The sequence below is a fragment of the Bifidobacterium apicola genome (genome assembly GCF_042846865.1).
GTDB lineage: Bacteria > Actinomycetota > Actinomycetes > Actinomycetales > Bifidobacteriaceae > Bombiscardovia > Bombiscardovia apicola.
On record NZ_BAAFQQ010000001.1, the window covers coordinates 1,925,894 to 1,952,078 of the forward strand.

The 26,185-nt window shown below is 63.4% G+C and carries 21 protein-coding genes and 3 pseudogenes; 20 read left to right on the top strand and 4 right to left on the bottom strand.

All coding sequences use genetic code 11. The features are described from left to right. Positions 1-37: 37 nt before the first annotated feature. The 3 genes from ACGG9J_RS07990 to ACGG9J_RS08000 all read right to left on the bottom strand — a co-directional run bounded on the left by ACGG9J_RS07990 (position 38) and on the right by ACGG9J_RS08000 (position 3,075). A complete protein-coding gene (locus ACGG9J_RS07990) occupies positions 38-772 on the bottom strand; it encodes a DUF4191 domain-containing protein (protein ID WP_390135172.1) in 735 nt (244 codons plus the stop codon). 48 nt (positions 773-820) lie between these two features. Continuing rightward, positions 821-2,308: a dihydrolipoyl dehydrogenase family protein gene (locus ACGG9J_RS07995; RefSeq protein ID WP_390135174.1), complete on the bottom strand. Its 1,488-nt coding sequence runs from the start codon at positions 2,306-2,308 to the stop codon at positions 821-823. 140 nt (positions 2,309-2,448) lie between these two features. Then, entirely contained in the window at positions 2,449-3,075 is a 627-nt protein-coding gene (locus ACGG9J_RS08000) for a DUF3043 domain-containing protein (protein ID WP_390135176.1), read from the bottom strand. 66 nt (positions 3,076-3,141) lie between these two features. Here ACGG9J_RS08000 and ACGG9J_RS08005 point away from each other — a divergent pair, with 66 nt between their 5' ends. From ACGG9J_RS08005 to ACGG9J_RS08330, 5 genes and pseudogenes are all read left to right on the top strand, one after another. Then, the gene (locus tag ACGG9J_RS08005) at positions 3,142-4,518 is read left to right on the top strand and encodes a dipeptidase (RefSeq protein WP_390135177.1); all 1,377 of its coding nucleotides are present in this window, start codon (positions 3,142-3,144) and stop codon (positions 4,516-4,518) included. Positions 4,519-4,709: 191 nt separating this feature from the next. After that, on the top strand, positions 4,710-5,384 hold the full coding sequence (locus ACGG9J_RS08010) for an ECF transporter S component (RefSeq protein WP_390135179.1): 675 nt from the start codon (positions 4,710-4,712) through the stop codon (positions 5,382-5,384). 10 nt (positions 5,385-5,394) lie between these two features. After that, positions 5,395-5,955: pseudogene (locus ACGG9J_RS08320) on the top strand (energy-coupling factor ABC transporter ATP-binding protein); the annotation flags it as partial. Positions 5,956-6,168: 213 nt separating this feature from the next. Further along, positions 6,169-6,852 (top strand): annotated as a pseudogene (locus ACGG9J_RS08325) (ATP-binding cassette domain-containing protein); the annotation flags it as partial. A gap of 309 nt (positions 6,853-7,161) precedes the next feature. Continuing rightward, a pseudogene (locus ACGG9J_RS08330) lies at positions 7,162-7,890 on the top strand (energy-coupling factor transporter transmembrane component T family protein); the annotation flags it as partial. A 106-nt stretch (positions 7,891-7,996) separates the two neighbouring features. Here ACGG9J_RS08330 and ACGG9J_RS08020 read toward each other — a convergent pair. Further along, complete coding sequence (locus tag ACGG9J_RS08020) at positions 7,997-8,617, bottom strand: superoxide dismutase (protein ID WP_024626528.1); 621 nt, start codon at positions 8,615-8,617, stop codon at positions 7,997-7,999. A 220-nt stretch (positions 8,618-8,837) separates the two neighbouring features. On the opposite strand from ACGG9J_RS08020, the gene ACGG9J_RS08025 reads away from it, so the two are divergent. The 15 genes from ACGG9J_RS08025 to tyrS all read left to right on the top strand — a co-directional run bounded on the left by ACGG9J_RS08025 (position 8,838) and on the right by tyrS (position 26,167). Beyond that, complete coding sequence (locus ACGG9J_RS08025; RefSeq protein ID WP_390135354.1) at positions 8,838-9,758, top strand: TrmH family RNA methyltransferase; 921 nt, start codon at positions 8,838-8,840, stop codon at positions 9,756-9,758. A 69-nt stretch (positions 9,759-9,827) separates the two neighbouring features. After that, entirely contained in the window at positions 9,828-10,895 is a 1,068-nt protein-coding gene (pheS, locus tag ACGG9J_RS08030; protein ID WP_390135183.1) for a phenylalanine--tRNA ligase subunit alpha, read from the top strand. A 7-nt stretch (positions 10,896-10,902) separates the two neighbouring features. Continuing rightward, on the top strand, positions 10,903-13,509 hold the full coding sequence (gene pheT / locus ACGG9J_RS08035; protein WP_390135185.1) for a phenylalanine--tRNA ligase subunit beta: 2,607 nt from the start codon (positions 10,903-10,905) through the stop codon (positions 13,507-13,509). A gap of 25 nt (positions 13,510-13,534) precedes the next feature. Next, positions 13,535-14,143 (top strand): DUF4190 domain-containing protein, encoded by a 609-nt coding sequence (locus ACGG9J_RS08040; RefSeq protein WP_390135187.1) that lies wholly within the window; start codon positions 13,535-13,537, stop codon positions 14,141-14,143. Positions 14,144-14,166: 23 nt separating this feature from the next. Then, on the top strand, positions 14,167-14,757 hold the full coding sequence (locus tag ACGG9J_RS08045) for a DJ-1/PfpI family protein (RefSeq protein WP_390135189.1): 591 nt from the start codon (positions 14,167-14,169) through the stop codon (positions 14,755-14,757). Between the two features lie 108 nt (positions 14,758-14,865). Continuing rightward, on the top strand, positions 14,866-15,960 hold the full coding sequence (gene argC / locus ACGG9J_RS08050) for an N-acetyl-gamma-glutamyl-phosphate reductase (RefSeq protein ID WP_390135355.1): 1,095 nt from the start codon (positions 14,866-14,868) through the stop codon (positions 15,958-15,960). Then, on the top strand, positions 15,957-17,126 hold the full coding sequence (gene argJ, locus ACGG9J_RS08055; RefSeq protein WP_390135191.1) for a bifunctional glutamate N-acetyltransferase/amino-acid acetyltransferase ArgJ: 1,170 nt from the start codon (positions 15,957-15,959) through the stop codon (positions 17,124-17,126). The genes argC and argJ overlap by 4 nt, the downstream gene beginning before the upstream one ends. A gap of 71 nt (positions 17,127-17,197) precedes the next feature. Continuing rightward, complete coding sequence (argB, locus tag ACGG9J_RS08060; RefSeq protein ID WP_390135193.1) at positions 17,198-18,145, top strand: acetylglutamate kinase; 948 nt, start codon at positions 17,198-17,200, stop codon at positions 18,143-18,145. A 28-nt stretch (positions 18,146-18,173) separates the two neighbouring features. Beyond that, positions 18,174-19,439, top strand: coding sequence for an acetylornithine transaminase (locus tag ACGG9J_RS08065; RefSeq protein WP_390135356.1), 1,266 nt, complete (start codon positions 18,174-18,176; stop codon positions 19,437-19,439). 54 nt (positions 19,440-19,493) lie between these two features. Beyond that, positions 19,494-20,468, top strand: coding sequence for an ornithine carbamoyltransferase (gene argF, locus ACGG9J_RS08070; RefSeq protein WP_390135195.1), 975 nt, complete (start codon positions 19,494-19,496; stop codon positions 20,466-20,468). Further along, on the top strand, positions 20,468-21,004 hold the full coding sequence (locus ACGG9J_RS08075) for an arginine repressor (protein ID WP_390135196.1): 537 nt from the start codon (positions 20,468-20,470) through the stop codon (positions 21,002-21,004). The genes argF and ACGG9J_RS08075 overlap by 1 nt, the downstream gene beginning before the upstream one ends. Positions 21,005-21,063: 59 nt before the next feature. Then, positions 21,064-22,299 (top strand): argininosuccinate synthase, encoded by a 1,236-nt coding sequence (locus ACGG9J_RS08080; RefSeq protein ID WP_306221028.1) that lies wholly within the window; start codon positions 21,064-21,066, stop codon positions 22,297-22,299. A 17-nt stretch (positions 22,300-22,316) separates the two neighbouring features. Next, the gene (argH, locus tag ACGG9J_RS08085) at positions 22,317-23,762 is read left to right on the top strand and encodes an argininosuccinate lyase (protein WP_390135357.1); all 1,446 of its coding nucleotides are present in this window, start codon (positions 22,317-22,319) and stop codon (positions 23,760-23,762) included. 93 nt (positions 23,763-23,855) lie between these two features. Further along, positions 23,856-24,587: an SGNH/GDSL hydrolase family protein gene (locus ACGG9J_RS08090; RefSeq protein ID WP_390135199.1), complete on the top strand. Its 732-nt coding sequence runs from the start codon at positions 23,856-23,858 to the stop codon at positions 24,585-24,587. A 248-nt stretch (positions 24,588-24,835) separates the two neighbouring features. Next, positions 24,836-26,167 carry a tyrosine--tRNA ligase gene (gene tyrS / locus ACGG9J_RS08095; RefSeq protein WP_390135201.1) on the top strand — a complete coding sequence of 444 codons (1,332 nt, stop codon included), beginning with the start codon at positions 24,836-24,838 and terminating at the stop codon, positions 26,165-26,167. Positions 26,168-26,185 lie beyond the last annotated feature (18 nt).

Genomic DNA, 26,185 nt, shown 5'->3' on the forward strand with positions numbered 1-26,185 from the left:
TGCCTCCCTGGGAGAGACGCCGGGACCTTCAAAAACATCAACGCCCGCGCATGGCCTTGCGGCTGACGTGTATCTTGGTCGGATCGATGCCCTTGGGCATCCCTAGGGCGCTTTGCCGCTTTTGCAAGGTGACCAGTCGGTCGTTCAGGGTCTCCAGCTCGGTGGCGGTCAGCTTGACCTTCTTCTTGATCACGGTGCGTTGAAGCTTGTTCAACGGAACCTGGTCAGGGCCGTGGCCCACGCTGATCCGGTAAATGGGGATAGCCGACCCGCGGGTGATGCGGCGGATTTTCTCCTCCTCGCGATTCATGGCTTTATTGACGCGGTTGTAGTCGCCTTCGGCTATCAGATAGACGCCGGTGCGGCCAGTGCCCCTCCAGACGGCATCCTTGGTCTTGGCATCGATCCAGACAGGCTCCTGGGGGAAGGAGAAGCCCGCTTTGGAGATGCTGCTTAGCACGGCGGCGGCGGCGCCTGGACGGCTCTCCATCTTGGCATAGCCGACTTTGTCGGAACGCCTGGTAAGGGTCATGGTGGCCAGGAGCAGGCCGACCATGATGCCTAGGAGCACGGTCAGGATCCAGGACAGCCAGCCGAAGTGGGCCAGCAGGCAGATCACCACAGCTATCAGCGTCGGCACCAGGATGGCCGCGGTCAACAGCCAGGGAAGGGCCTTGTCCTCCTCGTAAGTGAATCGGAAGATCTTGACGATCTGGCTGATCGTGCTGGTCTTCTTTTTTGCTTTTTTGCCCTTAGCGTCCTCTGTAGCCATGCCATCCTCACTTGGAAACGTTCACTGGTTGACCAGTCTACCGCATGCCTAGCGCATGTTCAGAGGTCTGCCGTCAGCCTTCAGCAGGGCCTCTCCAATGGCTTCAGAGAAGGTGGGATGGGGATGGATGAGCCCGGCCGCCCGGTGCAGGGGGATCTGGTTGCCCACCAGCTGCTGGGCCTCGGCGATGTTCTCGGATGCCTGGGGGGAGACCATCTCCAGACCGACCACAATCTGCTTCTCCAGATCGGTGGCTTGGCAGGCGGTGATCAGACTGAGGGTGCCCTGCAGGCCGCTCATGCGCATGCGCGAGTTGGCCATCATGGGGTAGATGGTCTCCTTGACCTGGTTCAGCGAAGGATCGTCCTCGGCTTCCTGGCGGCTGAAGCCCACAGCTGCGGCCTGGGGGGAGGAGAAGACCACGCGGGGGATGGTGGCCTCGTTGACCGGTTCAGGATCCAGACCAGAGGCGGCATCGGCCAGGGTGATGCCCTGCTGGAAGGCCCTGTGGGCCAGATGGTGACCAGGGGTGATGTCGCCCAGGGCCCAGACCCGGTCGCGGCTGGTGCGCCCTTGGGAGTCGGTTAGGACCTGACCCTGCTCGTCTAGGTCGATGCCCAGCTCCTTCATGTGCTTGGGATCGGTGTTAGGGTCCCTGCCGATGGCCACCAGGACCAGATCTGTCTCAATCGCTCCCGCCTGGCCTTTGTCGTCGGCTGGCTGGTAGTCGACCTGAACGCCTTCATCGCCGGGCAGACGGTGACCGCCCGAGCAGCGGGCATGGGTGACGATCTGAATTCCCTGACGCTCCAGTTCCCGGGTCATGATCTGGCCGGTCCGCCGACTCCAGTGGGAGAGCACCCGGTCATGTCTGATCATCAGGGTCACCTGGCAGCCGGCTTGATTCCAAAGAGTGGCGAATTCCAGGGCCACTGCACCTGAACCGATAATCAAGGCCCGGCGAGGAAAGGGCTTGAGGGTCAGAGCCCGGTCGGTGTCGATCACCAAATCATCGAAGGGAAGCTCTTCCAGGGCCCTGGCATGAGACCCGGTTGCCAGGATGGTGTCGCAGGTGGTCAGGCGGGTTCGATTGCCGTCAGCAGCGGTCACATCCACCAGGCCGTCGCCGGCAATGGTGCCGTGGCCGTGCACAACGGTGATGCCACGCTGCTTCAGCAGGTTTGCCAGGCCGCCGGTCATGGCGTCCACCATCCGGTCCTGATAATCCTGGAGCTTCTGGTAATCGATGTTGGCCGACTCGACATTGATGCCCATAGCGGCTCCAAGGCTGGCCTGTTCCAGAACCTGGGTGGCGGTCAGCAGGGCCTTGGTAGGGATGCATCCGCGGTTCAGGCAGACGCCGCCGACCACAGGGTCCTGCTCGACCAGGGCCACTCGTCCGCCCAGTTCTGCCGTGCGAAGGGCCGTGGCATACCCGCCTGGGCCGGATCCGATGATGATGGTGTCGTACTGGCGGCTGTCGGCATCCCAAGGGTCAGGAGACTCTGTGCCGGGTTGGTTGATCGATTGCTGCATAGCAACCCATGCTAGCCGTACCGGCTGGGAGAATGAAGACCATTCGCAGAATGCGGAGTGAATACAAAGACCGCCCGGAACCCTAGAGGCACCGGGCGGCTTAACCGACCCACTTGCCGGTATGCAAGAACGATTGCTTGTCAGTCGGGCCAGTGCCCCCTCTTGCTCTGACTGGGCTTGGGAACCCGCCAGCGCCGGACCATCATAGCCCGCTGCCATGCGTAGGAGGCCGAGCGCGAGCCCTTAGCCACCGAGCGCTCGCCGAACTTGTCGATCAGCAGACGCTTGAGTTTGCGCCACATCAGCCAGGTATCGACCAGGGCCACGATCAGGTAGCCGTATAGAAGGACGGTCACCACCATGGTGAAGGTGGCATAATGCTGCGGACCCACGAACATGCCCATCAGGGTGGCCACGAACATAAGAATGATGGCCGGGAAGATCCATTCCAGCAGATTGAAGCGGGCATCCACATAGTCACGGATGTATATTCTCCAGGGCAGGCGCTCCGACTTGGGCATGTGGTTGATGTCGCCGGTTCTCATGGCCTCGTACTGGGCATCCTCACGGGCTCGGATCCGGGCCTTGGCGGCCTTACGAGAGGCCTTGCGGTCCTTGGGGACCAACGGGCGCAGGTTCCGGGCCTCAGCCTGCTTGCGCTTGGGTGTGGGGCGTCCCTTGCCTCGTGCTTCTTCAGTGGAGGCCGCCTGGTCCGCCTCCGCCTCTTTGTCCCGTCGATCCTTGCGTGAGAAGGGGTTCCATGTCATGCGAACAGGTTACGGTGACGCCTAGACTCGCAAGCATTGATACGCAAGCAATCACAGGAGGTAACGATGGCGGAACTGGGCCTGGAGACGATCCGCGCACGTGTGCAAGACGATAAGAGCCGGATCGTTGATCTGCTCAAGGACAAGATCGCTCTGGCCTCTGTCTCGGCCAAGGGGATCACCGGGGATCACATGCGGCGCTCGGCCGACTATGTGGCCGGACAGCTACGGCAGGTGGGTGTAGAGGCCCGGGTGGTTCAGGCCACCAATCCTGACGGGACCCCGGGTGCCTTCGAGGTCATCGGATCCCGGCAGATTGATGACAATGCCCCGACCGTTCTGCTCTACGCCCATCACGACGTGCAGCCAGTGCCCGACCCCTCCCAGTGGTCTACTGATCCTTTTACTGGCATTGAGAAGGAGGGGCGGCTCTACGGACGCGGATCTGCCGACGACGGTGGCGGCATTGCCATCCACTCGGGTGCCCTGCATGCTTTGGACAAGGACCTGCGCGTCAACGTCAAGGTTTTCATTGAAGGGGAGGAGGAGATGGGCTCGCGCAGCTTCATCCCCTTCCTCCAGGCTCATCGGGACGACTTTGCCTCGGATGTGATCATTGTGGCCGACTCGGGCAACTGGTCGGCTGACACCCCAAGCCTTACCACCTCCCTGCGGGGGAATGCAGACCTGGATGTCACAGTCACGGTTTTGGAACACCCGGTCCACTCTGGGCAGTTCGGCGGGCCCATCCTGGACGCCAACACCCTGGCCGCCATGTTGATTGCCTCCATGTATGACGACCAGGGTCAGCTGGCGGTGCCCGGCCTGGAGGGCGGACAGCCCATCGGCGGCCTGCAGCGTGACCTGGACCAGGATCAGCTGCGTGCGGATGCCGGCGTTGTGGACTCCTACCGACTGGCCGGAACCAACTCCCTGGCCTCCCGGCTCTGGACCAAGCCAGCGGCGGCGGTGATTGGCTTCGATGCCCACCCGGTCGAGGGCTCCTTCAACGTGTTGTCCGATAAGACCCGCTTCCGCATTTCGCTGCGCACTGCGCCCACCCAGCAGCCCGAGCAGGCCGCGCAAGCCCTGGCTGATTTTCTGGTCGCCCATGCCCCTCATGGGGCCAGGGTGGAGGTCACCCCCAGCGACATGGGCATGGGATGGGCCATGGATGCCGACAGCCCGGTGGTCCGGCAGGCCGAGGAGGCCATGCGCCAGGCCTTTGGATGCGACCCCGTCAACAAGGGCGAGGGCGGATCCATTCCCTTCATTCCCGAGCTCAAGCGGCTCTTCCCTGAGGCTCAGGTTTTGGTGACCGGCCCCGAGGATCCCCAGTCCAATGCCCACAGCCCGAACGAGTCCATCTCCCTGCAGGGGCTGGTCGACAACATCATCACCGAGGCCCTTTTGCTGGATTCCCTGGGCGAGGGTCAGAACTGACTTTTGGCCACGGCGTGTTCTAGGGTTATAGGTGACACGGGGGCCGTATGCCTAAGGGCGTGCGGCTGAGAGGAGGCTCAGCCTCAACCGGACGAACGTTTACCGGGCAATGCCGGCGCACGGATGTCACTGGACCCGTGCCTGAACGGGATGGCGCTCATAGGGAGCGCCCCGAGGAAAGGCACAAGATCATGACCGATGGTCATTTCATGAACAATACTGTTTCCGAACCGGAGCCGGAGTCTGAAGGGACTTCCTCTCAGGTCAGGATCCCCTCCAAACGGTGGAGGGTGGTGGATATCGCCGTCGCCTCGGTCATCGGGGTGGCCTCCGCCGTCATCTACTGGGTGGTCGCCATGGTGACCACCATTCCCTGGTCCTTCCTGGATGGGGTTGTGCCCGGTCTAGGAGGTATCCTCAACGGCCTCTACCTATTCGCCGGGCCCCTGGCTTTGGTCATCGTACGCAAGCCGGGGGCTGCCGTCTACGCCGAGCTGGTGGCAGCCATCCTGGAGTCGCTGCTGGGCAGCCAATGGGTGCCTGTGGAGACCATACTGATCGGTCTGCTTCAGGGCTTCATGGCCGAGCTGGTCTTCATGCTGCTGCGTTACCGGCGGTGGAACATGTCCACGGCGGCTTTGTCGGGCGCTGCCGCTGGTTTCGGCTGCTGGCTGTACTCCTTCTGCACGCACCTGCAGGCCATCAACCTGACTGGTCCTTACGGGGTGATCTATCTGATAGCCACCCTGATTTCGGGCGCCCTGATTGCCGGAGTGCTGGTCTGGTACCTCTACAAGGCCATCGCCGCCACCGGGGCATTGGACCGTTTCGCCTCCGGCCGCGATATTCGCACGGCCGGGAAGTAGAGGTCCGGGCGTGGATCAGAGCATCCAGGACAATCCCTACAGCCCAGCCGCTTTGGAACTGCGCGGCTGGGGGTACCGCCATGCCTACAGAAACCACTTCGCCGTCAGGGATCTCTCGCTGAGCATTCCTGCAGGTCAGCGGGTGCTTCTGCTGGGAGCCTCCGGCATCGGCAAATCGACCATCCTTGAGGGTGTGGCCGGGCTGCTGGGCGATCATGCCCCGCAGAGCGGTCAGGACCAGGTCGAGGATGACGAGGGCGGGGTGACCCAGGGGCAGGTCCTGATCGACGGCAATCCCGCCGTCTCCAGCCGGGGGCGTGTGGGCTTGGTTCTGCAGGATCCGGATGCGCAGGCCATCTTTCAGCGGCTTGGCGATAACGTAGCCTTCGGACCAGAGAACATGGGATTGCCCCGGGGTCAGATTTGGCCACGGGTGCGTCAAGCCATGGCCGAGGTAGGCCTGGCCGATCTGCAGCTGACCCGGTCTACCATGCATCTGAGTGGAGGGCAGATGCAGCGTCTGGCCCTGGCCGGCGCTCTGGCCATGCAGCCTGGGCTGCTCCTGCTGGATGAGCCCACGGCTAATCTGGACCCGGTCGGCGTCGACCAAATTGTTGGCGCCGTCAGGAAGGTTCTGGACCGGCAAGGCTCGACCATGATTCTGGTCGAGCACCGGGCAGGGCCCTGGATGGACATGATCGACCGGGTCATTGTGCTTGGGCTGGGTGAGGTTGAAGGTGGCACCGGCGTATCAGATGCTGCGGCCTATCGCAAGACCGTGATCATGGCCGACGGCAGTCCCGAGGAGGTCTTCGCTGATCCTGAGCTGGACCTGGCCTCCTTGGGTATCTGGGTTCCCGAAGCTTATAGAAGCGCCAGGGATTCGCTCCCTGAGCTTGGACGGGGTCAGATAAGGTCTGGGCAATCCAGCCCTGGACAGGATGATCATCCCGTCCTGCTGGCCGCTCGGGATCTGTCGGTGGGCCGTCAGGGCAAGGCAGTGGCCGAGCATATCGATCTGGAATTCAGGGCCGGGCAGGTCACCGCCCTGGTTGGAGCCAACGGAGCCGGCAAGTCCACGCTGGCCATGACCCTGGCTGGTTTGCTGGAGCCGGTGGCTGGTTCGGTCCTTGCCAAGGATCGCCTGCTACGGGGACCCCAGGGGCAGACACCTGCGGAGCCCGAACCCATCCGGTGGGCATCATCCCAGCTGGCGGCGCGCATAGCCTATGTCTTTCAGAATCCTGAGCATCAGTTCGCCCGGGGCACGGTCCTGGAAGAGGTCGAACTGGCCCCCATCCGTACCGGCATGACCGAGGACCAGGCCCAGGACCGCGCCCTGGAACTGTTGAGGCGTTTCAGACTGCGGCAGTACGCGCGTGCCAACCCTTACACGCTCTCGGGAGGCGAGAAGAGGCGGCTCACCGTGGCCTCGGCCCTGGCGGCAGCACCTCAGGTGCTGATTCTTGACGAGCCCACCTTCGGTCAGGACAGGAATACCTGGGTCAGCATGGCCCGGCTGATTGCAGACCTGCGTGACCAGGGGGCCTGCATCATCCTGGTCACCCACGACAGGGAGCTGGTCCAGGCCCTGGATGCCCGCCTGGTGGAGATGACGCCACCGGGAGACAAGAAAACTGTCTGGCCCATAACCGGGTCAGATTTGCAGACCCGTCAGAAGGCTGTTGCCGCCAGGCTGACCGTCACGCCCATGAATCAGCGGGACGAACCTGTCAAACCTGCCAGCCGGTCGCCTTACATTGCCTCCATCAATCCGGCATTCCGCCTGATTGGGGCCTTTTTGGCGGCTCTGCCCCTGCTGATCAGTCTGGACCCGGTCTCAGCTACAACGGCGCTTATTCTGGAGTTCCTGCTGCTGGGCGCGGCAGGCTTCACGCCCTGGCGCGCAGTCAGGTCCACCTGGCCTATCTTCCTTGGGGCACCAGGCTCGGCTCTGGCGATCATCCTCTATGGCAAGAGCGGCGGCGCTACATTCTGGCAGTGGGGAATGATCCACATCACCCAGCGGTCGCTGGACCTGGCCTTGGCTACTGGGCTGCGAATCCTGGCTATTGGGATCCCGGCTATCATCACCGTGCTGGGGATAGATGCCACTGACCTGGCCGATGCCTTCAGCCAGGTGCTCCACCTGCCTGATCGCTTCGTCTATGGAGGGCTGGCAGGCATGCGGCTCTTCACTGTTCTCAAGGACGACTGGTCGGCCTTGACTGCCTCGCGCCGCAGTCGCGGGCTGGGCGATGAGAACCGTTTCAAGGCCTTTATGCCCCAGGCCTTCGCCCTGTTGGTCCTGTCTATCAGACGTTCGACGACTTTGGCCACGGCCATGGAGGCACGCGGCTTCGGCGGCAGTACACCGCGCACTCATGCCCGGGTCTCCCAGGTCAGACCCCGCGATGCGGGTTTCCTGCTCATCTGCCTGGCTGTGCCTGCAATCTCCCTGACCTTGGCTGCACTTACCGGCTCCATCGCCTTCTTCGGCAACTGACTGCCAGGTGTTCCGACAGACTCCAGGCATGGACAGACCCCGGTCTTTCCCCTCCCGCAGAAGCGGGAAAGACCGGGGTCTGTCAGTGGTTGGAAGCGCTGGTCTTTTACCTGGCGAGAGTGGTGTTGATGTTGCGCACCTCGTCGAAGCGCTTGGAGGCATCCTCCCAGTTGACGATGTGCCACCAGGCCTTGACGTAGCTGGCCCGGTCGTTCAGGTACTCCAGGTAGTAGGCGTGCTCCCAGAGGTCCAGCAGAACCAGCGGGAAGATGGTGACGGGCAGGTTGCCCTGGTGGTCGTACATCTGCAGGGTGACCAGGCGCTCGCCCAGGGTATCCCAGGCCAGGACGGCCCAGCCGGAGCCCTGGATGCCTGCGCACATGGACTCGAAGTAGGTCTGGAAGCCCTGGAAGGACCCGAACTGGTCTTCGATGGCGGCCTTGAGTTCGCCAGTGGGCTCTTGGCCGTCGGCCGGGGCCATGTTCTTCCAGAAGATGGAGTGGTTCTTGTGCCCGGCCAGGTTGAAGGCCAGGTTCTTCTCCAGCAGGTTGGACTGGGCCACGTTGCCGGACTCGGCCGCGTCGTGGATCTGCTCCAGGGCCTTGTTGGCCCCGTTTACATAAGCCTGATGGTGCTTGTCATGGTGCAGCTCCATGATCTTGCCGGACACGTACGGCTCCAGTGCCGAGTAGTCATATGGCAGATCGGGAAGTGTATATACGGGCATATCGTCTCCTCACAATGATTCTGGCCAAGCCAGATGTGCAATGGTCGGTCTGCGCCATACCAGCGATGGACGTGGTCGACCCGACCGGTCCTTTCACCCTAGCCTTTTGTCCGGTGAGCACAAGAGGCGCGGAGCTTTCTTTCAGTGAACTTTCCCACAGATCTGAGCTCATTGAGGTCCGATCGCAGGACTCTCGACTGCCGGGGCTAGAGTTATGCCCATGCCCTTTGATGACTCCCTTCTTGACAACCCGCATGCCCAACGAATTCGTCGCCTGGCTGAACTGCAGGATCGACGGGCCCGGCAGCGTCATGGCCGTTTCCTGATAGAGGGCCCGCAGAGCGTGCGCGAGGCGGTCCGCTGGCGTCCCGACCTGCTGACCGACCTTTATATTCAGGCGGATGAATCCTCTCCTGTAGTCCAGGGCGGTCATCCGCAGCCGCTCAACGAGACCGTAGGGGCCATCATGGATCAGGCACGGGAGCTGCCTGACTGCTACGGGCACTTCGTCTCGGCCCGGGTCATGCATGCCATCAGCGGCAATGCCCAAGGGATCCTGGCCCAGGCGTGCACTGATGGATTTTTGGCCCAGCCGACGGATCTTGAGGATTCCCAGCACCCGACGGGGGAGGGGCCCGACCTGGTGGCGGCCTTCTGGCAGATTCGTGATCCAGGCAATGCCGGAACCGTCATTCGCACCGCTGATGCCGCCGGTTGCCGGGCAGTCATACTAGTGGACCAGTGCGTGGAGCCCACCAATCCCAAGGTCATTCGCTCCACGGCTGGCTCGGCCTTTCACATTCCCCTGATGACCATGAGCACCGACGACTTCCTGGCCTTGTGCAGGCGGCAGGGCCGGACCATGGTGGCCGCGGATGTCTATGGCACGCCGGATAAACCCGTCAGCTCCCTGACTGATTTGATGGCGAGCGGTGCCCTGGCCAAGCCAGACTCGGCGGGTCAGCCCATGGCCCTGCTCTTCGGCAATGAGGCACGTGGACTGCCCAATGAGTTGCTGCAGTCCATGGATCAGATCGTCCGCATACCCATATATGGGCGGGCTGAATCACTCAATCTGGCTACTTCGGCAGCAGTGCTGCTTTACGCCATGGCCATGTCGAGTCGTATTGAAAGAATGTGAAGGCGTCAACGACCGGGATTTCCGCTGATTTGCGGCCCGGATACGGCATTGGCAACAGTGGAAAGGTCCATGGTGGCACAGGAAGAATTCGACCCCGCGGCGATGACCGACGAGGTCAACGAGGGCATCGGCAGGATTCGCGAAGCCTCCGATCTGGAGGAACTTAAGGCGATCAAGGCCAAGTATGCGGGGACGGGTTCAGCCCTGGCTGGATCCGGCCGGATCATTGGAAGGCTGCCGGCGGATCAGAAGAAGACCGCCGGGCGCCTAGCGGGCAAGCTCAAGGCTGACTTCGGACGTGCCTATGGGCTCAAGGAGCGGGAGCTGCGCCAGGAGGAGGAATCCCGCCGCCTGGCTGCCGAACAGGTGGATATGACCCTGCCGGTCAACCGCCGTCCCCAAGGTGCCCGTCACCCGCTGTCCAAGCTCATGGAGGATGTGGAGGATTTCTTCGTCTCCATGGGTTGGAGCATCGCCCAGGGCCCCGAGCTGGAGGCCGAGTGGTACAACTTCGATGCCCTCAACTTCGGCCCTGACCATCCCGCCCGCCAGATGCAGGACACCTTCTACGTCAAGGGCAGCCAGGCCAGGGACGCCGCCGGCTTCGTCGGCTCCAACATGGTCATGCGCACACATACCTCGCCCGACCAGGCCCGTTCCCTGATAACCCGTGGTGTACCGCTTTACGTGGCCTGCACGGGCAGGGTCTTCCGCACCGACGAGCTTGATGCCACCCACACCCCGGTCTTCCACCAGTGCGAGGCCATCGCCGTCGATGAACATCTGACCATGGCCGACCTCAAGGGCACCCTGGACAAGCTCGCTGTGGCTATGTTCGGTCCCGAGGCCCGGACCAGACTACGGCCCTCGTACTTCCCCTTCACCGAGCCCAGCGCCGAGATGGATCTCTGGTTCCCTGACAAGAAGGGTGGCCCCGGATGGATCGAATGGGGAGGCTGCGGCATGGTCAACCCCAACGTTCTGAGGTCGGCCGGCGTGGACCCGCAGCGCTACTCAGGCTTCGCCTTCGGTGTGGGCATGGAGCGCACCCTGCTCCTGCGCCACGACATCAACGATATGCACGACCTGGTCGAAGGCGACGTGCGGTTCAGCCAGCAGTTCGAGATGGGGGAGTGACCGTCAGATGCCAATGGTAGATATCGACTGGCTCAAAGAGCATGTGCAGGTCCCTGAGGATCTGACCTATGAACAGCTGGCCAAGGACCTGGTTCGGGTCGGTCTGGAGGAAGAGGACATCCACCAGTCCACAGTGACCGGCCCCATCGTGGTCGGCTATGTGGTGGATGCCGAGCCCGAGCCTCAGAAGAACGGCAAGACCATCAACTGGTGCCATGTGGATGTGGGCGAGCAGTACAACGCCGTGGACGACCAGGGTCACAAGGTGCCGCGTGGCATCGTCTGCGGGGCCCCCAACATGGCTGCGGGCGAGAAGGTGGTGGTGACCCTGCCTGGAGCCGTCCTGCCCGGTGACTTCCGCATCGAACCACGCAAGACCTATGGCCACATCTCGGACGGCATGTGCGCCTCTGAGCGTGAGCTGGGGCTTGGTTCGGACCATCAGGGCATCATCCTGCTGCGCAACTATGGGTTCACCCCCGAGCAGTACGAACAGCTCAAGCCCGGTGACGATGCCATGAGCCTCCTGCATATGAACACGCCTGTCCTTGAGATCAACATCACCCCTGACCGTGGCTATGCCTTCTCCTACCGGGGGGTTGCCCGCGAATATCACCACTCCACGGGCGCCGAGTACACGGATCCGGTGATTGAGCTGAACAAGACCGTGCCTGCTTCCGCTGCCCAAGAGGATCAGGCTCCGCTGGCCGTGCGCGTCCAGGATGAGAACCCTATTCATGGTCAGCCCGGTTGTGACCGGTACTACCTGCGTGCCTTGACCAGGTGCGACCCCAAGGCGCCGACTCCCAGCTGGATGCGTCGACGGCTGGTTCGGGCCGGCATGCGCTCTATCAGCCTGCCGGTGGACATCACCAACTACGTCATGCTGGATCTGGGCCAGCCTCTGCACGCTTACGATCTGGACAAGCTCAGCGGGCCCATCGTGGTGCGCAGGGCCAGGCAGGGCGAGCACCTGACCACCCTTGATGGCAAGGATCGCGAGCTCAGCACTGAAGATCTGCTCATCACCGACTCGCCCCAGGGTCAAGAGGGTTCCCGCATCCTGGGACTGGCCGGCGTCATGGGCGGTCTGTACGGAGAAGTGACCGATCAGACGAAGAACATTCTGATTGAGTCCGCTCACTTCGACCAGGTGACCATCGCCCGGACCGCCCGTCGCCACAAGCTGCCCTCGGAGGCCTCCAAGCGCTTTGAGCGCGGAGTCGATCCGCAGATGCAGCCAGCCGCCGCAGCCATGGCCGCCGACCTGTTGCATCGCCTTGCCGGTGGCCAGGACCTGGATGCTCCGCTGGATATGGATCAGACCAAGCCCATGCCGGTCATCGACTTTGCCGTCAGCGAGGTGGCACGTCTGACCGGACTGGAGGTGGAGCCCCAGCGCATCGTGGCCATTCTGCGAGACATCGGATGCACGGTCCAAGGTGATCCTCAAGACCGGCTGTCGGTGACTCCGCCAACCTGGAGGCCCGACCTGGGCGAGGGCTGTGATCTTGTCGAGGAGGTGGCCCGCCTGGTGGGCTATGACCGCATCCCCGTCACCGTGCCATCACCCAAGGTGTCCGGAGCGGTTGGTCTGACCGATCGCCAGCAGCGTCGCCGGTGGGTGGCTGACACCATGGCCGAGTATGGGCTGACCGAGGTTCTGGATTACCCATTTGTTGGCGACAGTGATTTCAAAGCCTTCGGCATGGATCCTGATGAGGTCCATATCAACAGCGTGGAGCTGGCCAACCCGATGGCTGCTGACAGGCCTTATCTGCGCCAGAGCCTGCTGTTGCCGCTGGCCAACACTGTGGAGCGCAACCTGCGCCGTGGCAACACGGACGTGCGGCTCTTCGAGATCGGCTATGTCTTCCGTCGCGACCCCAAGGCGCCTGCGGTGCCCACCCTTCCGGGCGGTGTGCGGCCCAGCGACGAGGATCTGGCCCGCTTGGACCAGGGTCTGCCAGAGCAACGGCTGCATGTGGCGGCCTTGCTGACCGGCCGTGCCCAGGAGGACGGTTGGCTCAAAGACAGCAGGGATGTGGACTGGACCGATGCGGTCGAATCGGCTCGTCGTGTCCTGGATAGGCTGGGAGCACATTATCGGCTGGAGCAGCCCTCGGCTGAGCAGGTGCCTGACCAGTGGCATCCGGGCCGTACCGCCAGGCTGGTTCTGGATGACGGCACGCTTGTCGGTATGGTGGGCGAGCTGCATCCTCGGGTTGATCAGGCTCTGGGCTTCCCTGCCCACTCGGCCGCATTCGAGCTGAGTCTGGACATGGTGCTGGACCATTTGGACTACACCCCTCTGCAGGCCAAGCCCGTGTCGACCTTCCCGCCGGTCCGTCAGGATCTGGCCTTCACCGTGCCGGACACGGTCTCGGCAGCCGACCTGACTTCCGCCATCAGAGAAGCGGCTGGGTCTAGTCTTGAATCCATCGAGCTGTTCGACGTCTTCACTGGCGATCAGATCGGTGAGCATGCAAAATCGCTGGCCTTCGCAGTCACCTTCCGCGCCCCGGACCGCACCTTGACGTCCGAGGACAGCGAATCCCTGCGCCAGGCCATTGTTGACAAGACTGCAGGTCTGGGCGCCGTGCTGCGTGCCTGACCGGGCATCGAGGGGACCGAGGGACATGACGGATTCTCAAGAACAGGGCACAGCCGGTGGACCTGACCGCCAGGATCATGATGGGGGCGACCAGCCCTTGTACGGCGCACGCGCCGATCGTTATCCAGGATGGAATCCGTACATCTACGGTCGCCCAGACCCTGAATCCAAGACCAAGGAATCCGATTCGTCCCAAGGCAACCCCGCCAACCGGCCCATGCCCATGGCGGGGCAGCCGGGTCTCGGTCGCGGCGGAAATCCTGGGAATCCTCAGACCCGTCCCGGTGCGCCAGGATGGCCTCCCCAGGGCATGCCCGATCTGAACGATCCCTCCCAAAATCCGGTCTACGGCCACTGGGATCCCTGCGCCATCATCGCCTTCCTCATGGCCCTCTTCCTGCCCATGCCTGTGATTCCCGCTTTGCTCGGCGGCGTTTCCATGTATCGGACCCGCCGACTGCATATGAAGGGCTATGGGCTGGCCATGGCTGCCCTGATCATCAACCTGCTCTTTACCTTGGCCTGGATCTGGCTTCTGGTCAACGGGGTCTCCCTGAACGACTTCTACCAGCAGATGATGCCGTCGCCCTCGACGGGTGGCGGCGGCTCCGGCTCAGGTGGCGTCAGCGCCTGAGATTTAAGCAGGGGGTCATTCAGATGGGCTTGGATATCAATATTGTCGTATTCGACGGGTTTGAACCCTTGGATGTCTTTGGCCCCTTTGAGGTTTTCGTCAACACTGATGACGCCCGGGTGCGGCTTTTCTCCTTGGACGGTCCTGGAGTGAAAGTCGGGGAAGGCGGCGTCCGGGTCGAAGCTGTAGGACTCGAAGCGATTGATCCCAAGGGAGTTTTGTTGATACCCGGCGGTTCTGGCACGCGAACTCTGGTTGGAAATGACCAATGGATTGGGCAGCTAGCAGGTCTGGCTGCCCAGTCGCCGCAGGTAATGACGGTCTGCACAGGCTCGGCTCTCTTGGCTGCCGCCGGTGTGCTCGACGGTCGGCGTGCAACCTCCAATGACTTGGCCTTTGACTGGGTCGTCAGCATGGGGGAGCGTGTGGACTGGATCAAAGATGCCCGCTGGGTGGTCGATGGAAAGTTTCGCACCTCTTCGGGTATCTCGGCCGGCATCGATATGGCCCTGGCCTTTGTGGAGGACACATGCGGGCCCGATGCTGCGGACAAGGCCAGCATGCAAATGGAATACATCCGCAACCGAGACTCCGGTTATGACCCCTTCGCATAAATGAAAGTGATGCGCAGCTAAAGCAGGTGCATAGCGACACGCCGAATTGTATAAATATGCGTTTTACTGCATGAGTATGTATTATGGTGCCCGATGAAGGGAGCACTCATGCGGCAATACACGGTGGCTGTGGCGGGAGCTTCGGGGTATGCCGGCTCGGAAATGATTCGTCTATTGGCAGCGCATCCAGCCTTTCAGGTATGCACGGTCACCGGTCACGGCTCCGCTGGTCGACTGTTGGGGGAGTTCTCGCCCAACCTTCCGGAGTCGCTGGCCTCGCTGCAGATTCAGGATACGAAGCCGGAGATCTTGGCCGGCCATGATCTGGTGGTTTTGGCCCTGCCTCACGGGGCTTCGGGCCCCTTGGCCGAGCAGCTGGATCCACAATCGCTGATGGTCGACCTGGGCGCTGATCACCGGCTGGAGGATCCGAGCGACTGGCAAGACTACTACGGAGGGCCTTTCTCAAGCCCGTGGACCTACGGGATGCCTGAGCTGCTCAATCCTGGTGGCGGTCGTCAACGTCAGTTGCTTGGACAGACTCGGCGGATCGCTGGTCCCGGCTGCAATGTCACAGCAGTCACTCTGGCCTTCCAACCCGCTTTGGCCGCCGGACTGGTGCAGACCGATGATCTGGTGGCCGACCTTGCCGTCGGCTACTCGGGCGCTGGGCGCTCGGGCGGCAGAATGGATCTGCTGGCAGCCCAGGCCATCAATTCGGCCCATCCCTACTCGGTCGGAGGCACCCATCGGCATATCCCTGAGATTCTGCAGAACCTGCGCAAGACCGCAGCTGCGGACCTGAACCTCGGGGGTCTTGGGAAACAATCCATCCGCTTGGGGCTGACCCCCATACTGGTCCCCATGTCAAGGGGGATTCTGGCTGTGGTCTCAGCCAAGCTGAGCGCGCGTGGACAGAGCATGGGTATGGCTGATATTCGTTCCGTCTGGGAAGAGATCTATGCCGACGAGCAGTTTGTCGATCTGCTCCCCGAGGGCAGGCTTCCCTCCACGGCCGATGTGTATGGCTCCAACCGGGCCCAGGTCCAGGTCGCTGTGGACCAGCGCGCCGACCGCCTCTACGCTTTCGCCGCCATCGACAACCTGACCCGGGGCACCGCAGGCCAGGCCCTCCAAGCCGTGAATCTGGCTCTGGGCCTGCCCGAGGAGACCGGATTGACAACCATAGGAGTGGCACCATGAGCATCACCTACCCTGCAGGCTTCCAGACCGGCACGGCCATCGCCCATCGTCCGGGAGGCTCACAGCGCCGCAACCTGGCCTTGGTCGTCAACAGCGGACCCATGGACACGGCTGTGGGGGTCTTCACACCCAATCGTTTCCGGGCCGCTCCGGTCGTCTGGACCAGCAGGATCCTTGAAGATGGTCGTGCTGGAGCCGTGGTCATCAACTCCGGCAATGCCAACGCCTGCACGGGCCCCGAGGGCCTGGACCAGGCCAGGGCCATGGCCGAACGGACAGGAGAGCAACTGGGTCTGCCGGCCAAGCGGGTTGCTGTCTGCTCCACCGGGATCATCGGCCATCTGCTGCACCTGGATTCCATATTGACCGGCATTGACCAGGCTGCCCAGGAGATGTCGGCCAGTCAGGAAGCCGGCGAAGAGGCCGCAAAGGCCATATTGACCACCGACACCTGCACCAAGACCGTGGCTGTGGACGGTTCCGGCTGGCGGCTGGGCGGCATGGTCAAGGGTTCCGGGATGATCGCCCCGCAGTTGGCCACCATGATCTGCGTAATCACCACCGATGCCATTCTGGAGCCGGAACAGGCTCGCCAAGCCCTGTCCGAGGCTTGCCGGCTCAGCTTCAACCGGATCGACGTGGACGGGTGCATGTCCACCAACGACACCGTCCTGCTGATGGCCTCCGGGGCCTCTGGCGTGCGGCCTGACCCCGGCCAGTTCCAGGAGAAGCTTGGTCAGGCCTGCGCGGATCTGGCCCATCGGATTGTGGCCGACGGTGAGGGCAGCAGGCATCGGATCCGCATCCGTGTGGATGGTGCCGAGAACGAGGATGCAGCCCTTGCCTGCGCACGGGCGGTCTCCGGCTCCACGCTGCTCAAGTGCGCGGTGGCCGGCGAGGACCCGAACTGGGGCCGGGTGGTGTCCTCCCTGGGCACCGTGCCGGTTTCGAAGGCGGCCTATGACCCGGCCCATGTGGATGTCAGCTTCAACGGCATCAAGGTCTGCCAGGGCGGCCGTCCCGGTCAGGATCCGGAGCTGGTCAACCTGCACGTCCCAGAGGTTCATATCGACATCGACCTTGGTCATGGTGACAGCCAGGCCACGGTATGGACGGATGATCTGACCCACGAATACGTGTCCATCAATGCCGACTACCACACCTGACAGGAAACCTGATCGGGCGCGCTGCCAAGAGCCGCAGCAATTGGAAGATGGTCATAAGGAAGGGGAAGAGGATGGCGGATGTCGAGCAGGATGCCGAAGCTGAAACAGCCTTGGACGATGCCCGCAAGGCCCAGGTGCTCATCGAGGCCCTGCCCTGGCTGGAGGAGTTCGCCGGTCAGAGGATCGTAGTCAAATACGGCGGCCATGCCATGGTGGACGACCATCTGCGGCAGTGCTTTGCTCAGGACATGGTCTTCTTGAGGCAGGTGGGCATGCATCCGGTGGTGGTGCACGGGGGCGGCCCGCAGATCTCCCGCATGCTCCAGGCCCTGGGCATCCCCTCGGTCTTCCGCGGCGGTCTGCGGGTGACCACACCGGAGACCATGAAGGTGGTTCGCATGGTGCTGACCGGACAGGTGGGCAGGGATCTGGTCGGTGCCATCAATGCTCACGGTCCTATGGCGGTCGGCTTGTCAGGGGAGGATGCCGGCCTGTTCAGTGCGGCCCGCCGCACCGGCATGGCGGATGGCCGACCAGTCGACCTGGGCCTGGTGGGCGAGGTCGTGGGCGTGGATGCCTCTGCCGTCGAGGATCTGATCGATGCCGGGCGGATTCCCGTCGTCTCCTCTGTGGCTCCTGACGAGCAGGATCCCACCCAGGTGCTCAATGTGAATGCCGACGCGGCCGCATCCGCTCTGGCAGTAGCTCTGGGGGCCCGGAAACTGGTCATCCTCACCGATGTGGAGGGCCTGTACGCCAATTGGCCCCAGGCCGACTCCCTGGTCTCCAGCATCGGCGTGGACCGGCTGGAGGATATGTTGGAGGACATGCATGAGGGGATGCGCCCCAAGATGGAGGCCTGCCTGCAGGCCGTGCGCTCCGGGGTGGGCGAGGCCCACGTCATCGACGGACGGCGGCCGCATTCCATGCTCAACGAGATCTTCACCCGCAACGGCATCGGCACGGTGGTCGTACCGGGCAAGGACATGATCATGAGGAGGAGCCATGACGAAGGCTGATGCGTTTCCTGCGGAAGCTTCGGAGCCCATGAGGACTCCTCAGGGGCCGCAGAGCAGTCAATGGGCAGACCGCTATGATCGCGTCCACATGCGGGTCTTCGGACGGCCGGGCAGGGTCATGGACCATGGCCGAGGCGCCTGGATCTGGGACCTGGACGGCAACCGCTATCTGGACATGATGGCCGGAATCGCGGTCAATGCCCTGGGCTATGCCCATCCGGCCTGGAACAAGGCCCTGGCTGAGCAGGCCGGGAAGATGGCTCACATCAGCAACTTCTTCGCCTCCCAGCCTCAGATCGAGCTGGCCGAACGACTGCTGGACCTGGCTCAGGCCCCGGAGGGATCCCGTGTCTTCTTCGCCAACTCGGGAACCGAGGCCAATGAGGCGGCCATCAAGCTTGCCCGGCTGCATGGCGCTCGCATGGGCGGTCACCCTGGCCGGATCCTGGCTCTGACCCATAGTTTCCACGGCCGCAGCATGGGCTCTCTGAGCCTGACCTGGAAGCCGGCCATCCGTGAGCCCTTCCAGCCCCTGGTCCCGGGTATGGGCTTCCTGCCGGCAGAAGACGGCGAGGCTGTAGAGGAGGCCTTCGCACAGGGGGAGACCTCAGGAGAGCCGGTGGCCGCCGTCATTCTGGAGCTCATCCAGGGTGAGGCCGGGGTGCTGCCGCTGGATCCTGACTACGTTCGGCAGGTGCGTGAGCTTTGCAGCCGGCACGGAGCCCTGATGATTTTGGACGAGGTGCAGACCGGCATGGGCAGGACCGGCCACTGGTTCGCCTTCCAGGACCGGAGCCTGTCCGGAGGAGCCTGCCCTGACGTGCTCACCTTCGCCAAGGGGGTGGCAGGCGGCTTCCCCATGGGCGGGATGATCACCTTCGGCTCTGGGCCATCAGGTCTGCTGACCCCTGGCATGCACGGATCCACCTTCGGCGGCAATCCCCTGGGGTCGGCCCTGGCACTGACCACCTTGGAGACCATCCAACGGGAGGACCTGCTGGAACGGGCGCGGCAGATGGGCGAGAGGCTGCGCGCTGGCCTTACCGACTGCGGCAATCCCCTCTATAACCAGGTCAGAGGCAGAGGGCTGCTGGATGCGGTCCAGCTGAGCGCCCCCTGTGCCGGGGATCTGGCCTCCTGGGCCCTGGATCACGGGCTGATCGTCAATGCTGTGGCCCCTGATGCCCTGCGTCTGGCCCCGCCCCTGATCATCCAGGCCGACCAGATCGACCTGGCCGTGGATATCCTGTCCAAGGCTCCGGTCAGTCTCGGGGAAGGGCTTGCAACAGGATGATCAGTGAGACCAGCCATCAATGACGTACATGATCATAGCGATAGGGAGGCAGAGATGAACAGCGGTTTGCGGCACATGCTGCGTGACGATGACCTCAACCATGAGGAGCAGTTGGAGGTTCTTCGACTGGGCATGGCCTTCAGGGCAAATCCCTATTTATCTCAGCCCTATCAGGGCCCCCAGGCCGTGGCCATCATCTTCGACAAGCCCAGCACGCGCACCAGAACCAGCTTCTGCGTGGGTGTGGCCCAGCTGGGCGGCTATCCCATGGTCATCGACAGCTCTGGCTCGCAGCTGGGCCGTGGCGAGCCCGTGGCGGACACCGCCAAGGTGCTGACGCGGATGACGTCCACCATAGTCTGGCGCACCTTTGGACAGGATCGGGTGGAGACCATGGCTGCCCATGCCACCGTGCCTGTCATCAACGCGCTGACCGACTCCTTCCACCCCTGCCAGGTTCTGGCCGACTTCCTGACCCTGGCCCAGCACCGGGGCGGGGTCGACGCCCTGGCCGGCATGACCATCGCCTACCTGGGTGATGCAGCCAACAACATGGCCAACTCCTACCTGCTGGCCGGGGCAGTGGCCGGCATGAACGTGCGGATTGCCGGCCCCCACGGCTTCCTGCCCGATCCAAGCCTGGTGGATCAGGCGCGGACCCTGGCTGCTGAAAACGGCGGATCCATTCTGGTCACCACGGATCCGGTTCAAGCTGTGGAGGACGCCGACTGCGTCTTCACCGACACCTGGGTCTCCATGGGCGAGGAGGACCAATATGCCATTCGCTCCCATCCCTTCCAGCCCTATCAGGTCAACGCCGCACTTATGGCCCATGCCCGCCCGGATGCCCTCTTCCAGCATTGCCTGCCCGCCTACAGGGGCCGGGAGGTGACGGCCGAGGTCATTGACGGACCGCAGTCCGTGGTCTGGGACGAGGCGGAAAACCGATTGCACGCCCAGAAGGCCCTGATGACCTGGCTGGTGGCCCGCTCCCGGGGTGACGAATCTCTCCTGCAGGGGGTGTGTTGATGCGCCCGACGACCAAGGTGGCCAGGCTGGATGCCATCCGCCAGGCCCTGAGCCGGCATCGGGTCAACTCCCAGCAGCAGCTGTCGGCCCTGCTGGCTGAGCAGGGCATCGAGGTGACCCAGGCCACCCTGAGCCGTGACCTGGACGACCTGCATGCCACCAAGCTGCGGTATGCAGACGGGAGCATGGCCTACTGGATTCCCGCCACCACCGACCAGCAGGCCATGGAGGCGGCTGCCGCCGAGGGGCCTGAGGTCGAAGGGGAGAACAAGACCGATGCCTATCTGGCCAAGATTCTGTCCGGGCTGATCACCTCGGTGGCCCGGGCCCGCAACCTGCTGGTGGTCAGAACCCCGGCCGGTGCCGCCCAGTATGCGGCTTCCGCCCTGGACCGCCAGCCCATCAATGGAATCCTGGGCACCATAGCCGGGGACGACACGATTCTGATCATCGCTGCAGACGATGAGGCGGCATCATCCCGGGCCGACTGGCTCATGACCATCGTCTCCGGCCAGGAGGATGCCAGAGCCCGATGAACGCAGAAGACAAGAATTCAGCATCTGCAAGTGTGAAATCACAAGGAAAGAGGATCGCCATGACCGAAAACAATCGCATCGTGCTGGCCTACTCGGGCGGCTTGGACACCTCGGTGTCCATTCCCTACCTCAAGGAGCGCACCGGCAAGGATGTGGTGGCCGTCTCCCTGGATGTGGGGCAGGGCGGGGAGCGTCTGCAGACCATCCGCCAGCGGGCCCTGGACTGCGGAGCCGTCGAGTCTGTCGTGGTGGATGCCCGGGACGAGTTCGCCAGGGATTACTGCATGCTGGCGCTCAAGGCCAATGCCATGTACGAGGGGGTCTACCCGCTGGTGTCGGCCATCTCCAGGCCGCTGATCACCAAGCATCTGGTCCAGGCGGCCCACCAGTACGGTGCCGACACCATAGCCCACGGCTGCACCGGCAAGGGCAACGACCAGGTCCGTTTCGAGGTCTCCATCATGTCCATCGACCCCTCGCTGAAGGCCATCAGCCCGGTTCGTGACTTGGGGCTGATGAGGGATGTGGAGATCGCCTACGCCAAGGAGCACCGCCTGCCCATCGAACAGACTGAGGAGAGCCCCTATTCCATCGACCAGAATGTCTGGGGACGGGCCATCGAGACCGGCTACCTGGAGGATCCATGGAACGGGCCCACCAAGGACGTATACTCCTATACCGATGATCCGGCCTTCCCGCCGGTCGAGGACGAGGTGACCATCGACTTCGAGCAGGGTATCCCCGTGCGCATTGACGGCAGGGCCGTCACCCCTCTGGAGGCCATCGAGGAGATGAACCGCCGGGCTGGAGCCCAGGGGATCGGACGCGTGGATCTGATCGAGGACAGGCTGGTGGGCATCAAGTCCCGTGAGCTCTATGAGGCACCAGGGGCTGTGGCACTGATTACCGCCCACCAGGAACTGGAGAACTGCTGCCTGGAGCGCGAACAGCACCGGATCAAGCGCGACATCGACAAGCGCTGGGGCGAGCTGGTCTACGACGCCCAGTGGTACTCGCCTGCCGTCCGCTCCCTGAACGCCTTCATCGAGGAGACCCAGCGCTATGTCTCCGGCCGCATCCGCATGGTCATGCATGGGGGACGGGCCGTGGTCACCGGCCGGCACTCCGACAGCTCCCTCTACGATTACAGCCTGGCCACTTACGAGTCCGGCGACAGCTTCGACCAGAACGCCTCCAACGGGTTCATCGCCATCTACGGCTTGGCCGACAAGGTGGCCGCCGCTCGCGACATGCGCTTCGGCAACGGCATCGCACAGGACGGACAAGAGCAGTGAGCAGCGGCGACAAGCCCATGGCCCTCTGGGGCGGGCGCTTCAGCAGCGGGCCCTCGCCGGCGCTGGTCGAACTCAGCCGATCCACCCAGTTCGATTGGCGTCTGGCCGACGACGACCTGGCCGGTTCCCGGGCCCACGCCCGTGCCCTCAACCGTGCTGGACTGCTGGACGATGGCGAGTTGGCAAGTATGGAACAGGCCCTGGATGAGCTCCAGGACCAGGTGGACTCCGGCGCCTTCGCCCTTGAGCCTGGCGACGAGGACGAGGCCACGGCCCTGGAGCGCGGCCTGATCGACATAGCGGGGGACCAGCTGGGCGGCAAGCTGCGGGCCGGGCGCTCGCGCAACGATCAGATCGCCACCCTGATTCGGATCTGGCTGCGCCGCCACGCCCGGGTGCTGGCCAAGGATCTGCTGCGCACGGCCCAGGCTCTGATGGATCAGGCCCGGTCGGCGGGGACCACGGTCATGCCGGGCCGCACCCACATGCAGCACGCCCAGCCCGTCCTGCTGGCCCACCAGCTCATGGCCCATGTCTGGCCGCTGATCCGTGACCTGGAACGCCTGAGGGACTGGGATAAGCGTGCCGATGCCAGTCCATACGGATCGGGCGCGCTCGCGGGCACCACCTTGGGTCTGGATCCCCTGCCGGTGGCCCGGGATCTGGGCTTCAGCCGGGTCAGCGCCAACTCCATCGACGGGACTGCCGCCAGGGATGTGGTGGCCGAGTTCGCCTTCGTCGCCGCCATGATCGGCGTGGACCTGTCCAGGCTGGCCGAGGAGATCATCATCTGGAACACCCAGGAGTTTGCCTTCGTCCGCCTGGACGACGGCTACTCGACCGGTTCCTCCATCATGCCCCAGAAGAAGAATCCCGATGTGGCTGAGCTGGCTCGCGGCAAGGCCGGTCGACTGGTCGGGGACCTGGCAGGCCTATTGACCACCCTCAAGGGGCTGCCGACGGCCTATGCGCGCGACCTGCAGGAGGACAAGGAGGCGGTCTTCGACCAGGTGGACACTCTGGAGGTCCTGCTGCCCGCCTTTGCCGGCATGGTCGCCACCTTGATCTTCAACAAGGACCGCCTGGAGGAGCAGGCCCCCACAGGATTCGCCCTGGCCACCGACCTGGCCGAGTGGCTGGTCAGGCAAGGGGTACCCTTCCGGCATGCCCACGAACTCTCCGGAGCCTGCGTCAAGCTGGCCGAGGGTCGTGGCTGCGAGCTGGCCGACCTGGATGATGACGACTTCGCCAGGGTCTTCGCTGACTGGGTGCCCGCTGATCGGGCTCCTCAGGTCCGCTCTGTCCTGACCGCCGGGGGAGCCGTGCGCGCTCGCCGGGGCCAGGGGGGCACCGCACCGGAGAGGGTCAGGGAGCAGATGGACCAGGCTGCACATGCGCTGGAGGAGCTGAAGGCTTTCGCCGACTCACAGTCTGACGGGCCTGCCTACCATCCTCCCAGGTGAAGCCTCTGGTCTCCGCCGGACCGGTGGCCGCGTTAGAATGCCCAACGGCAATTCTTCAAGAGGAAGAGTAAACGGCGAAAGGCGGCGGCGATCATGAATCCGGTGGCACTGGTCCAGGCTTGGTGGGCCAAGCAGCACATCACTCTGGCCAAGGAGCCGCCCGGTTCCCGCCAGGGGTTGTGCTCGCCTCCGGACCAAGGCCGCGACTTGGAGCCATTGACCATGCTGGTGGTGGGCGACTCCATGGCGGTCGGCTGCGGGGTGAAGGACCAGAGCCAGGGCTTCGTCCCCGATATAGCCGCCTGCCTGGCCACCCGGCTGAGGCGTCCGGTATCCTGGTCGACCCAGGGTCGGCTGGGGGCCACCATCCGCAGGGTGCGTTACCGGTTCCTGCCCGCTCTGCAGGATCATCCTGATCTGCTGATCCTGTGTGCAGGATCCAACGACATCATGGCCAATCGCACCAATGAGCAGTGGCGGGATGACCTGGCAGCCAGCATCGAGCTGGCTAAAGACAAGGGCCGCCAGGTGCTGGTCCTCAGCTCCGGTCAGCTCTATCGGGATCCTGCCCTGGGCCGGGCGCTCAGGGCCGAGGTGGAACGTCGAATAGCCCGCCAGACGCAGACCAGCCGTCAGGTCTGCCAAGAGGTCTCGGTGCCTTTCGTGGATGCCACCCGCGACGACGTTGGCACTGACCGACCCGACTTCTGGGGCATCGATCACTTCCATCCGGGGGTTGAGGGCTACCGGCGTATGGCCGCCTGCGTGGTCGACCACATTCCCCAAGACTTGATCGATCAGTTGTCGGTGTCTGTACATTCCTGACTTGAATGCAGCGATTAGGCTGAGAGGCTCCTTCTGGTCGCCATGCCTCAGTGAAACAGTCAGCGGTCAATAGTCAATCGACAGCGGCTGATTCGCAATGAATAATAAGTCCGTCTTCATGCCTTGGTGATTCCGGTTTGATGCGGCCTTGTTCGCGGCGGTTCAGGGCCCTGCTGTGTCGGTATCTGTTGCAAGAATAGTAGGGTTTAGCATACATTCATCAAATTTTCGATAGGGAGTAGCCTCTCATGTCGCAGGTCACCGATTTCAGGCAGGCGGGTTTCGACTCGCTTTTCGACGAACTCAAGTGGCGCGGTCTCATTGCCCAGTGCACGGACGAGTCCGAGCTCAGGAAGGTGCTGGCCGACCCCTCGGTGACCTATTATTGCGGATTTGACCCCACGGCCCCCTCACTGCACGTGGGCAATCTGGTCCAGCTGCTCAACATGCGCCACCTGCAGGCGGCCGGCCTGCATCCCATCGCCGTTGTGGGCGGAGCCACCGGGCTGATCGGCGACCCTCGGCAGTCGGGGGAGCGCACGCTGAATCCCAAGCAAACCGTGGCCGAGTGGACCGAGCGCCTGCGTGGCCAGATCGGGCGCTTCCTGGACACCAAAGGTGAGAATCCCGTCCGGTTTGTCAATAATTATGAGTGGACCGGGTCCATGAGCACCATCGACTTCCTGCGCGATGTAGGCAAGAACTTCCGCATGGGCACCATGCTGGCCAAGGACACGGTGGCCCGCCGTCTGGACTCCGACGAGGGCATCTCCTTTACCGAGTTCAGCTACCAGGTGCTCCAGGGCAACGACTTCCTGGAGCTCTTCGACCGCTACGGATGCAGTCTGCAGTTGGGCGGCAGCGACCAGTGGGGGAACCTGACCAGCGGCCTGGACCTGATCCGCAAGGTGCGCAATGCCTCCGTCAACGTCATGACCAGTCCATTGATCACCGACTCCCAGGGCAAGAAGTTCGGCAAGTCCGAAGGCAATGCGGTCTGGCTGGATCCCACCATGTTCAGTCCCTACCGCTTCTACCAGTTCTGGTTCAACCAGCCCGATGACCAGGTGGTCAAGCTGCTGAAGACCTTCACCTTCCTGCCCAAGGCCGAGATCGAGCGTCTGGAGGAGAGGACCGCTCAGGATCCGGGCGTGCGCGAGGCCCAGAAGGTTCTGGCCTGGCAGGTGACTTCCTATGTGCACGGCGAGCATGCCGCCCAAGGGGCCATTGATGCCTCGGGTGCCCTCTTCGGTCGCGGCAAGACCCTGGAGGAGCTGGACGAGGATGTGCTGGATTCCGCTCTGGACGGCCTCAAAGTCGATGATGGTCAAGGCGGGCGAGTTCTACCCGCGGCCAGCGAGGGCCAGCGTCTGGTAGAAGCCGGGGTTGCGGCCGGACTCTTCCGTTCGGTCTCCGAGGCGCGCAAGACTGTGGCCTCGGGCGGTTTCTACCTGAATAACCAGCGGGTCGGGGATCCGGATCAGGTTTTGGAGAACAAGGACTTTCTGCATGGGCGCTTCGCCCTGGTTCGCAGAGGAAAGAAGGCCCTGGGCGCACTTGAGCGTCGGGCCAGCAAGTAGGAACGTAGGAATTAAGGA